The sequence below is a fragment of the Pedobacter sp. UYP1 genome (assembly GCF_040547305.1).
Lineage (GTDB): Bacteria > Bacteroidota > Bacteroidia > Sphingobacteriales > Sphingobacteriaceae > Pedobacter.
Window position 1 is genome coordinate 1 of the sequence record NZ_JBEPPL010000031.1, and the last position, 11599, is coordinate 11599.

The 11599-nt window shown below is 44.5% G+C and carries 2 protein-coding genes; both read right to left on the reverse strand.

From position 1 onward, the window contains the following. On the reverse strand, positions 1 to 10581 hold a 10581-nt coding region (locus ABIB30_RS26990; protein WP_354306121.1), incomplete at its 3' end, for a hypothetical protein. A gap of 43 nt (positions 10582 to 10624) precedes the next feature. Further along, on the reverse strand, positions 10625 to 11599 hold a 975-nt coding region (locus ABIB30_RS26995; protein ID WP_354306122.1), incomplete at its 5' end, for a tail fiber domain-containing protein.

The following is an 11599-nucleotide window of genomic DNA, read 5'->3' on the forward strand; positions in this document are numbered from 1 at the left end:
AGGTAAACAAACTTTAAAGCTCGTCACTGTTGCACTTAAACTTGTGCCTACACTATTGGTCGCAAAGGCACGCACATAATAAACAGCCTTTTCATCCAGACCTTCCAGGGTACCAGTTATATCTCCCATACCGGTACCTAAAAGAATAACCTGGTCACCCATACCCGGATTTCCGGTGGTGTTCCAAACCAGCCCTCTGCTGGTCACCGCAGTTCCACCGGTATTGGTTACCGTAGCATTTGCCACAGCTGCCGCAGCTGTTATAGTTTCTGCCGGAACTACGACACTGGTCACCGAAGGAAGACGTTTAACGGTCTCGTCCTGTAAACAGCGAAGTGGTAAGCCTACTGCTTTATCGTTATAGGTTGGTCTTGCATTGGTGAAGTAATAAGCCTGGCTATTGTTCGTATAGATTGAGCTGGACCAATAATTACTATTAACACCTCTGATGTTTAAATTTCCCGCATTAGTTAAGTCTCCGGCCGCATGTAATTTCAATACAGAAGCATATACATCAGCCGCATTTCTCCAGTTTTGAGGTGTAGCAACAGCACTGGTCCATTCCGTATTGGTCGGGATACGCCAGCCGCCACCCAGCATTTGTGTACATGGATCATTAACAGCAAGCCAGCCTGAGCCTTCACTAATCGATGAAACCCATGGTGCCACAATCTGATTTGGGGTACGGGTTGTGCCGTCGTGCTGATAACCTTGTAAACGGTTGAACTGCCAGTACCAGCCTGAAGAAGCTTCGGTCACATCTTTTAAATCAGTAGCCTGCTGGCTGGAACCAAGATTCTGGGTAATCCAGCATTTATCTGTACCCGATATTTTAGTACTTATGGTTTTATAGGTTACTGTTTTATCTACCGGAGCACCGTTCAATCCTGCTCTGTGGATCACTGTAAATGGCATACAGATTTTAAAACTGGTTGCAATTTCACTATAGGCAGTACCCACGCTATTGGTTGCAAATGCTTTCACATAATAAGTAGGGCCATTCTCCAGGCCGGAAATTAATCCGCTGATCGTTCCTGTTCCAGAACCCATCGGCACTACCTGATCTGAAAGTGTCGGGTTACCTGTGGTATTCCAGACAAAACCGCGCGAAGTTACTGTTGCATTTCCGTCAGGATTAATAGTAGCAGATCCATTCGCTGTAGTTTCGGTCATCTCTGCCAATGGCAGGATCACGTTACTTACTGAAGGCAACGTCGCGATCACTTCATTCCGAAGACAACGAACAGGTAAACCTGCACCTTTATTAGCAACGTTTGCAATACCGTTAGCGAGTATATTTCCAGCTCCTGAAGATACTGCTGAGCTGCTCCAGTAACGGCTATCAGTGCCTCTTAAAGTTAAAACATCATTAGCAATACCACCCGCAGCATGAATTTTTAAGACAGAGTTATAAGTATCAGCACTTGTTCTCCAATATTGAGGAGCGGCAATTGCATTCTTCCATTCTGTGCCGGTAGGCAATCTCCAGCCACCACCCAGCATCCTGAAACAAGGATCATTGGCAGGTAACCACTGACTAGGCTCATCTATTGTTCCTATAAATGGGAGCAAAGGGTCATTAGGCGTGCGGGCAGTCCCGTCATGCTTGTAACCTTGTATCCTGTTAAACTGGAAGTACCAGCCAGCACTTGCTTCTGTAGCATCACTCGCTGAGGTAGCCTGCTGATCCGCGCCCAGATTTTGGGTAATCCAGCATCTGGCTTCCCCAGAAAAAGTTGTACTGATTGTTTTATAGGTTACTGTTTTATCAACTGGTACACCGTTTAATCCTGCGGTATGAGTAATTGTAACAGGTAAACAAACTTTAAAACTGGCTACTGCCGGGCTAAATCCGGTACCTGCACTATTGGTTGCAAAAGCACGCACATAATAAACTGCTTTTTCGTCCAGTCCGTTCAGCAGGCCTTTCATATCTCCCATACCAGTGCCCGCAGGAATTACCTTGTCTCCCATACCCGGATTTCCGGTCGTGTTCCAAACCAGCCCTCTGCTAGTGACCGGGCTGCTGCCAGAATTCAGGACTGTTGCTAAAGCTTCAGCAGTAGTCGCAGTTATCGTAGCAGATGGAATCTCCACATTACTTAAAGCAGGAACATTAGTCATCCCCCCGTCTTGTAAACAGCGGACAGGTAATGCTACTGCTTTATCATTATAACTTGTTCTTGAATTGACGAAGTAATAAGCCTGGCTATTATTCGTATAGATAGAGCTGGTCCAATAATTACTATTGCCACCTCTGGCGCTTAGTACACCACCAGCACTAACATCTCCCGCACCATGTAATTTCAGGATAGAAGCGTAAGCATCAGCAGCGTTTTTCCAATTTTGAGGAGCACCAATTGTATTGTTCCACTCCGTATTAGTTGGGATTCTCCAGCCATTGCCCAGCAGTTGTGTACATGGATCATTTGCTGGCAGCCAAGCATAAGGCTCACTAATACTTGATGTCCATGGTGCCACAATCTGGCCTGGGGTACGTGTTGTTCCATCATATTGATAACCTTGCAAGCGGTTAAACTGGAAGTACCAGCCCGAAGCAGCTGCTGATGCATCATTGACTGCCGTTGCCTGCTGATCTGCACCTAAATTCCTGGTGATCCAGCATTTATAGTCCCCTGAAATATTGGAACCTACGGTTTCATAAGTAATTGTTTTATCTGTTGGCGCACCACTGATTCCAGCTCTGTGTATAACCGTGAGCGGTTTACAGATTTTAAAGTTTACCGCAACTGCACTGTAGGCTGTACCGACATTATTGGTTGCATAAGCTCTGACATAATAAATTGGTCCTTCTTCTAATCCTTCCAGTACTCCGGTTATGGTATTGATATCTTTACTGGCAATCACCTGGTCTTCTAAGGTAGGGTTTCCGGTTGTGTTCCAAACAAGTCCGCTCGCTGTTACCGGGGCACCACCATCAGCAGTAACCGTTGCCGTTCCTCTTGCTGAATGATCTGTAATCTCAGACAATTTCACTTGATCAACTACCGGAAGAATCGCAGCAGTAGTTACACTGTCCTGCTTACCATAAGCTGTACCTACATTATTGGTAGCATAAGCTCTGAAATAATATTTAGTAGCTAATGTTAATGCTTTAGGGTTACTCACAAAGATACCCGTTCCAGCACCATCAGCTGTCTTCAGCGTGGAGGCAATAGTAGGTTCAGGGGTTATGCTCATGACAATTCCTCTTGAAGTCACAGCCGCACCGCCGTCCATAGTCACTTCCCCGCCTGTGGTTAAGGTCGTGCTTAAAATATTCGTAGCTGCGGCAGTGGTTACTGTTGGGATATTAATAGTCGTTAAACTATCCAGATTACCATAACTTGTACCTACCGCATTGGTTACATAGGCTTTTACATAATAAGTGGTGCCTACTTTTAGCCCCGTCATACTACTGCTAAAATTAGCTGCGCTTGCCCCATTAAGAGTTTTAGCCGACTCTTCTATAGTTGGATTTTTAGTTTCACTCCAGCATACCCCTTTCTGAATAATTGTAGCCCCACCATCACTCGTGATCGTACCCCCAGAAGTCGCAGAGTTTTTAGTTATTGCGCTTGGTTTGGTTGTGGTCACTTTAGCAAAATCAGGTGTACTGAATGTGGTTGATTTCACGCTGTATCCTGTTCCGGTAGCATTTTTACCATAAGCCCAGATATAATATTTAGTAGCTGGTAATAAATTGGCCAGTGTGCCCGAAATTGAAGTCCCAACTGCGCCGGTACTTAAGTTATTTCCATCCGCAGCAGCTGGAATAACATCTTCTGTATTCCAGATAAAGCCAAGATCAGTAATAGCCGATCCTCCATTAAATGATAAACTAGCTAAGGCAGCAGCGGTATTTAGCTGAATATTAGAAACCGTTACGGCACTTAGGTTAGGTACAACCCCTGCCGAAGTCAGCACAATTTCATTTCCATAAGCAGTACCCACGCTATTGGTTGCAAATGCGCGTACATAATAAGTTGCTCCGGGGATCATTCCACCAAAAACATTATCAAATATGCCTGTACCAGCAGTACCATTTACAATTTTACCTGTCGAAGCAATGGTTGGTAAAGTAGTAGTGCCCCATACAAATCCACGGGTTACAACTGGCATTCCACCGTCGTCGGTAATCTCTGCAATACCTTTTGATGAATAGCCATCTATAGAGGTTATACTCGTGGTGGTTAACGTTGGCAAGCTCACTGCATTGGTTTTAAGCTGCGCCTGACTACCATAAGTGATGCCAACTAAATTGGTCGCATAAGCTCTGACATAATAAGTTGTATTCGGAACCATGTCAAATAGATCAGCAGTGAAAACACCTATCCCTTTAGTCACATTATCTACTGTTTTGGTAGCCAGTGCAATGGTCGGATCACTATATCTATCCCATACAATTCCTCTGCTTAAAATTTGCGTTCTCCCGTCATCGGTAATTTCTCCACCACTGCTTGCGGTAGTAGCACGGATATTTGTAATCGGTGAGGTCGCTGTCAAAGTTGGAGGAGCCAGTGTAATAAATGATTCTTCCAAACCATAAGCCACTCCGATTCCATTCACAGCATAAGCTCTCACATAGTAAATTGTATTCGGCAACAGACCAGTCATTTTACCAATGAAGTCTCCATCACCTCCAGTTGCATCCACTGTTTTTGTCAACAGGGTATTGGTCGGGTTCTGTTGTGTACTCCAGCAAATACCACGTTTAGTAACTGTGGCACCACCATCACTGGTAATTTTTCCACCACTGGTTGCTGCTGTACCTGTTATTTCAGTCGCCTTAGTGGTTAATAAAATTGGTGAAGTCGGGAATATGGTTACTGTTAACTGGTTACCATAAGTTATTCCAGCACTGTTTTCTGCATAAGCACGTACGTAATAAGCGGTACTTCTTACTAAGTCTTTAAGTTCACTGATAAAAGTGTTTTGACCAGCACCTTCATTCGTTCTGTTGATCGTTTCTGTTTTAGGATCAAAATCCATTTTGCTGCTCCATACAATTCCTTTGCTGGTAATTGCTGCTCCACCGTTTGAAGTAATAATACCTCCACTGCTTGCAGTAGTTCCGCTAGTAATTATAGGATCTATGGTCGTTAAAGTTGGAGGAACTGCTGCCGAAACAAAACTAATTTCATTCCCGTAAGACGTACCTAAGCCGTTGGTGGCATAAGCTCTGACATAGTATAAAGTTGAAGGCGCCAGGTTTTTCAGCTGACTGCTAAAAGTGCCTGTTCCTTTGTCAATTGTTTTAGACAGGAGTTCTGAAGTTGGATTCGGACTGGTGCTCCAGCATAAGCCTTGTACGGTTACTTTCGAACCACCATCACTACCAATTACCCCGCCGCTCATTGCAGATCCTGCAGCATTCTCAGAGATTTCGGTCGTTGTTAAAGTAGCATAGTTTTGCGTGGTAAAGCTTAATTCATTTCCATAACCTATACCCACTCTATTGGTGGCATAAGCACGGATATAATAAGTAGTTCCAGGTTTCAGGCCTGTAACCTGGCTGTTAAAAATTCCTTTTCCTGCACCACCTTCCAGCGTTCTGTGAACAGTTTCTGTGTCTGAGTTAAAGTTAGGTGTGGTGCTCCAGATTACACCGCGTATTGTGGTAGCAACCCCACCTTCTTCGGTAATATTCCCACCACTATAGGCGGTAGTTCCGCTAATCAGAACTGGATTAACGGTAGTTAATAATGGTAGTCCCGGAGGATAAGTTGTAAAGCCAACCTGCTGTCCGTAAGCTGTACCTGCAACATTGGTTGCATAGGCTTTTACATAATATCTGGTATCGGCCATCAGGTCTTTCAGCTGACTGTCAAAACTACCAGTACCTCCACCATTCAGGGTTTTATCTGGTGATAATGGGTTCGGTTCAAAGTTTTCTACTGTACTCCAGTAAACTCCACGGCTGCTGATTATACCCCCGCTTGCACTGGTAATTGTACCACCCATTAATCCTGTGGTATTGGTAATTAATCCTGGTGAATTCGTCAAAATCACCGGCAATCCAATCGTCGTGAAGCTAGTCAGATCTCCGTAAGAAGTTTCTGCACTATTTGTGGCATAAGCCCGGACATAATAGGTTGTGCCTGGCTTAAGGTTGTTCATACTGGCCACGAAAACTCCTTTATCCTGACCTGCCATAACAATTTTGTTCTTCGAGATCGTGTCCGGGTTGAAATCAGGATATATACTCCAGACAATACCCATGGTTTTCACCGTCGTATTACCGTTGCTGATTATATTTCCACCGCCAACGGCAGTTGTTCCTGTAATCTGGCTAATTGTACTGGTGGTCACTGTTGCTGCAATAGAAGGTTTAGTCACAAAGCTTTCCAGGTTTCCATAGCCGTAACCTACTCCATTACGTGCATAAGCACGCACATAGTATTGAGTACCTGGGGTCAGATTAGTTATATTACTGCCATAAATACCTTTGCCTGATCCTGTTTGTGTCGTACGGTCTATGAGTATGGATTCAGGGATAAAATCAGCCTGAGTACTCCAGATTACGCCACGGGTAGTGGATGGTACTCCTCCTTCGTCAGTAATATTTCCTCCGCCTGCAGCTGTAGTTACTGTCAGCTGGCTTGGCACTGTAGTGGTCAATACCGGAACTGTCGCTGGATTTGTGGTTAAACTAACCTGTTGTCCGTAAGACATTCCTGTATTGGTAAAGGCATAAGCCCTGATATAATATTTAGTCGAAGGCGTCAGGTTTTTTAAGAAGCTGTCAAAGTTCCCTGTACCTGCTCTGTCTTCTGTTTTATCCAGGGAAAGTTCATCAGGTTCAAAGTTTTCAACTGTACTCCAGAATACCCCGCGGCCTGTAACCGGAGAACCGCCAGAATCAGAGATAGTACCTCCGGTAACGGCGGTAGTATGGGTAATGAGTGAGGGTAAAGTGGTTACAATAGTTGCCTTTCTGGTGGTGACAAAACTCAGGATATTTCCATAGGCAGTACCCGCTTTACTAACTGCATAAGCACAAACGTAATAAGTTTTACCAATGGAAAGGTTGGTCAGGTTACTTGTGAAAACTCCTTTTCCATAACCTGTTTCTGCGGTTCTGTTAGTGAGTTCAGCAGCAGGATCAAAGTCAGGATTCAGGCTCCATATAATTCCCCTGGTGGTAACCAGCGCACCGCCTTCACTGCTAATATTTCCACCGCTGATTGCAGCTGTACCTGCAATTCCAGTAATTGCCCGGGTAGTCAGCGTTGCTTTTACAGCAGGTTTTGTTTCCAGGGTCTCCTGATTTCCATAAGCAGTACCAGCAAAGTTAGTCGCAAAAGCACGGACATAATAGGTTGTAGAACCCAACAGGTCTTGAAGGTCTGCGGTAAAACTACCAGAACCGGAGCCGGCTATGACAAACTGATCAGCTATAGTTGGATCAGGGTTAGTGCTCCAGCATATACCATTGCTTTGAATATAAGATCCGCCGTTACTCAGAATCGTTCCTCCACTGGTTGCTGAAGTACTGGTTATAGTTTGTGCGATAGGTTTCAGGGTGTTTAAAGCAGCCAGTGTAGCGGTTCTTAAAACAACCTGGTTACCAAACGTCAATCCTGCGGAATTTGCCGCATAAGCGCGTGCATAATAAGTGGTACCGGGAGTCAGGCCCTGGAGTACACTTACAAAATCCCCGGTCGCATTTTGTACTGTTTTTTGAGTCGTCGCTGTATCTGGTTGAAAACCGGAAAGCGTATTCCAGACTACTCCTGCCCCGGAAAGCAATGCGCCTCCGTTACTCAAAAGATGTCCACCGCTCACTGCGGTACTTCCGGTAATAGCTGTGGCTTCTATTGTGGTTAATACTGGGGAAACCGGAGGTGTTGTGGTAAAGCTGATTTCATTACCATATGAAACGCCTGCTTTATTTATGGCATAGGCTTTTACATAATAAGTAGTACTTCCCATCAAATCTTTAATAGGGTCGATAAAAGTTCCGATGCCTATACCATTCTGGGTTCTTGTAGTGAGATCAATAGTTGGGTTTCCTTTAGTATTCCATACAATTCCGCTCTTGGTAACTTTATCTCCACCATCACTAAAAATATCTCCTCCGCTTGTTGCGGTTATACTGGTCAGGTTACTGGCCGGTGTGGTAATCAATGAGGCCAGCGTAAAGGTTTTAAAGCTAACTTCTTCGCCATAACCGACCCCTGCACTATTCACGGCATAAGCCCTCACGTAATAAGTTTTGTTAGGTAAAAGTTCGCTGAGTGTGCTGGTAAACTTGGTCAGCTTTTCAGTCTGACTGGTTTTATTTCCAGCAGAAAGATCAGGTGTAAATCCTGAAGTCAGGCTCCAGATTACGCCATGACTGGTCACTTCTGCACCTCCGCTACCTGTAATATTTCCGCCGCCTTTTGCGGTAGTTCCATCGCCGCCGTCTACTGCCAAAGTAACCACAGTTGGTTTTTCTGGCGGAGCGGTCGTCACCATTTGAACTGCTCCATAACTGGTGCCTACATAATTGGTCGCATAGGCACGCAGATAGTATTTTGTACTACCCATCAGGTCTTTTAAGTCACTGACAAAAATCCCTTTTCCTCTGCCGTCTTTAGTCAAATCGCCGTCGATGGTTGGGTTCTCTTCTGTGCTCCAGACCAGTCCTCTGGCGAGTACCGTCATGCGCCCATCATCGGTAATATTTCCACCACTGCTGATGCTTGTACTTTTAATCAGTATCGCAGGGTTTGTGGTTAAAGTTGGGAGTTGTGGGGTTGTGAAAACCATCTCTTCTCCATAACCTGTCCCTTTACTGTTAGTGGCATAGGCTCTGACATAGTATCTGGTTCCCGGGGTAAGTGCATTCAGATAGCTATTATAAATGCCTTTACCGTTACCGGAGATGTTTTGCGCTGTTTTCGTGGCCAGTGCAATAGTGGGCTGCGGACTGGTACTCCAGACTACCCCGCGTTTAGTGATTGCAGATACGCCATTACTGGTAATATCGCCGCCTGTCATCGCATTGGTTCCATTATAACTTTCTATAGCTCCGTCGATATGACTGGCCATATCATAATTAAAAGGTTGAATAGTACTGATTGTAGGTACTGAACTCGTTACAAAGCTAGATTCACTGCTATAGCTGATACCTACACTATTTTTAGCATAAGCGCGAACGTAATAAAGTGTTCCCTCCTGCAAATTGGTCAGGTTACAGATAAATGTTCCGATATCAGTCGCGTTCACAGTTGTGGATGGGCCATAAATAATATTCACGCGATCAGTACTCCAGCTCATACCACGTTCAGTAACCACTTCTCCTCCATTATTGATAATGGTCACTTCACTGACTGCCGATTTATCGGTGATGTCTGTGATTTTGATGTTTGGTGAACTCAACACTGGCGCTGTTGCACGCGGGGTCGTAAATTGTAAGAGATTACCATAAGCAGTTCCGATCACATTGACAGCATAGGCCATCACATAATAGGTGGTGTTTCTTAACAGGTCAATTAACCGGCTTGGGAATATCCCGACACCTGAACCATCGAGTGTGGTGATTGCATCCGGATCATTTGCAGGGTCTGCTGTTTTACTCCAGATAATCCCTCTTTTAGTAACCGGGGCACCGCCATCGCTTCTGATATCCCCGCCACTATTGGCCATAACAGGTGAGAAGTTATCGATGTCTAACGTGATAATATCTGGCAGGGAAGCCAGCGCGGAATTGAAAGTTAAATCCTCGCCGTAGACAATACCTGCGCTGTTGATTGCATAAGCTCTTACGTGGTAAACGGTATTGGCTTTGAGTCCGGAAATGATGCCCGGAAAAATCCCGGTATCGTTTCCAAATATTTTATTCTCTGTTTTACTGTTCAGTGTGATTTCCGGATTGGCAGAGGTATCCCAGCAGATTCCATAAGTGGTAATTGCGGACCCGCCATTACTGATAATATTGGTACCACTTGTTGCAGAAATATTGGTGATTTTGGTAGGGATCAGCGTAGAAATTACAGGCAGACAACTGATGTCATTCCATACGCTACCGGTGTAGTAACGGATAGCTTTTGATTGTGTATTGATATAGATAGCACCGGGAGATAAGCCTATAGGTGCAGGGTTACTGCTAAGCACAGGAAGTTTAGAAATCTTCATTCCATTATTGGTGGAGAAGCCTGTGTTTTGGGTAAAACCACCTTTCCCATAAAGTTTGGCGACAGCCCACCAGACAAGCCCGTCATATACTTTCATCGTATTTTCCGTTTTCGAAAAATACACGCCCCCGGTTGCATTGGTACCTTCAGGTTCGGCAACCAGTGCAGATAAATAGGGTATGCCGGTTTTTACTTCGAGATAGTCTTTAACGGTAGTACTGTTGAGGTTACTGCTGCATAATGTTTCCCAGGTTGATCCGTTATAGATTAAAGGTTGTTTGTCAGTACTGCTATAAATCAGCATGCCCATTGCGGGTGCTGCTACAGCCGAAGGTACTAGAACAGGTAGGTGAGGAATTCCCCCGATCACCCTGAAATAGCCCTGTGCCGAAACGTTTGAAATTCCAACGAGCAAGAAGAAAGTTATAAGCTTAACAATATGTAGTAGTCTCTTCAAAATTTGCGTTTCTCTTTGTTTCCTGACTGATTTCTAATGTTTGTTATTGTATTTTTTTCAGAATACTATTGATCTGCTCCTGTTGATTGTTCATCCGGATTTGCAGTTCATCTATTTGTTTTTGTTGTTCCTTGACAGCTTGAATCAGCATACCGGTAAGCTGGGTATAGTCAACTTTCAGGAAGCCGTCTTTACCGGTGGTTACCATTGAGGGATATACTTTTTGAAGTTCCTGTGCAATGACTCCGATCTTAGCTCCGGATGCGTATTTATGCTGATCTTTGTATTCAAATTTTACGCCTCTGAGCTGATCAATTTTTTGAAGTACGTTACCTAAAGTTTCAATATTGGTTTTCAATCTTCTGTCTGATGGGGTATAAAAGTTTCCATTAACGGTTACGTCCTGTCCGAAGCTGGCATTGCCTTGGGTATCGAAAGTCAGCCCTTTCCCATCCACACCGTCGTTGCTGATGGCATAGACAGAAAGCTTGATGCTTTCAGTAGCTTTATGATTACCCAGGTTATCTTTGGCATTAGCGCCTGCGGTTAGTAAGCCGGCATCTACATAATTTTTAGTTGCTGCATCCTGATTCGCAATCGGGTCAACCAGATTGGTCAATTTAAAATTACCCATGGATACATCTGCTTGTGCTGAGCCAAATCCACTTAATGGTATTACATTTTTAGGAGTGGATACGGCAATACCTGATGCGTTACCTACGTAAAGATTTTGATCTGCCAGTTTATTGTCCACCGGTACCCAATCTTTACCGTTATAAACGTATAGGCGGTTATCTGCGGTGTTGTAGTAAGTATCACCTGCAACTGCTGTACCCGGAGCGGTGGGCCCTACTGGTGTTTTGGTAGTTTTTGAATCGACATATTTTTTAGTAGCGGCTTCCTGATCGGTTGATGGATCGGCTAGGTTGGTAATTTTGAAGTTACCAAAAGATATATCAGCGGCAGGAAGACCAAATCCACTTAATGGAACTGATGTTTTTGGAGTGGAAACGGCATT